This is a genomic window from Saccharothrix sp. ST-888 (assembly GCF_000955975.1).
Classification (GTDB): Bacteria; Actinomycetota; Actinomycetes; order Streptomycetales; family Streptomycetaceae; genus Kitasatospora.
The window spans coordinates 1-435 of the sequence record NZ_JYJF01000380.1 but is presented as its reverse complement, the minus strand read 5'-3'; the positions used below and the strand labels follow the sequence as shown (position 1 = coordinate 435).

The following is a 435-nucleotide window of genomic DNA, read 5'->3' as shown; positions in this document are numbered from 1 at the left end:
GTCGCTCACGTCCCGGCTGACCGTCGGCGAGTGGCTCGACATGTGGCTTGCGTCGAAGAAGACCCGCAAGACCACGACCAACGGCTACGAGTCCCACGTCCGGGTACACCTCAAACCTCGGATCGGCCATATACGCCTGTCGCGCCTGAACGTCGGCCACCTGGTCGAGATGTTCGACGCCATCGCCGACGAGAACGAGACCATCGCGGCCGAGAACCAGGCACGCAGGGAGCAGGTAGCGCGCTGCTCGCCCGGTCGGCCCGGCGCACCGAAGGCAGAGGAGCGGGCACGACTAGCCGAGGAGCGGACCAAGTTGGCCGCGATGCAGCCCTACCGGAAGCTCACCGGCCCGGCCACCCGCCAGCGCGTCCGGTCGACGCTCCGGGCCGCGTTGAACGCCGCCATCGCCCGCGAGCTGATCACCTTCAACCCCGC

The 435-nt window shown here is 69.0% G+C and carries 1 pseudogene; it reads left to right on the top strand.

The window, feature by feature from the left end:
• Positions 1-435: pseudogene (locus UK12_RS33185) on the top strand (hypothetical protein); the annotation flags it as partial.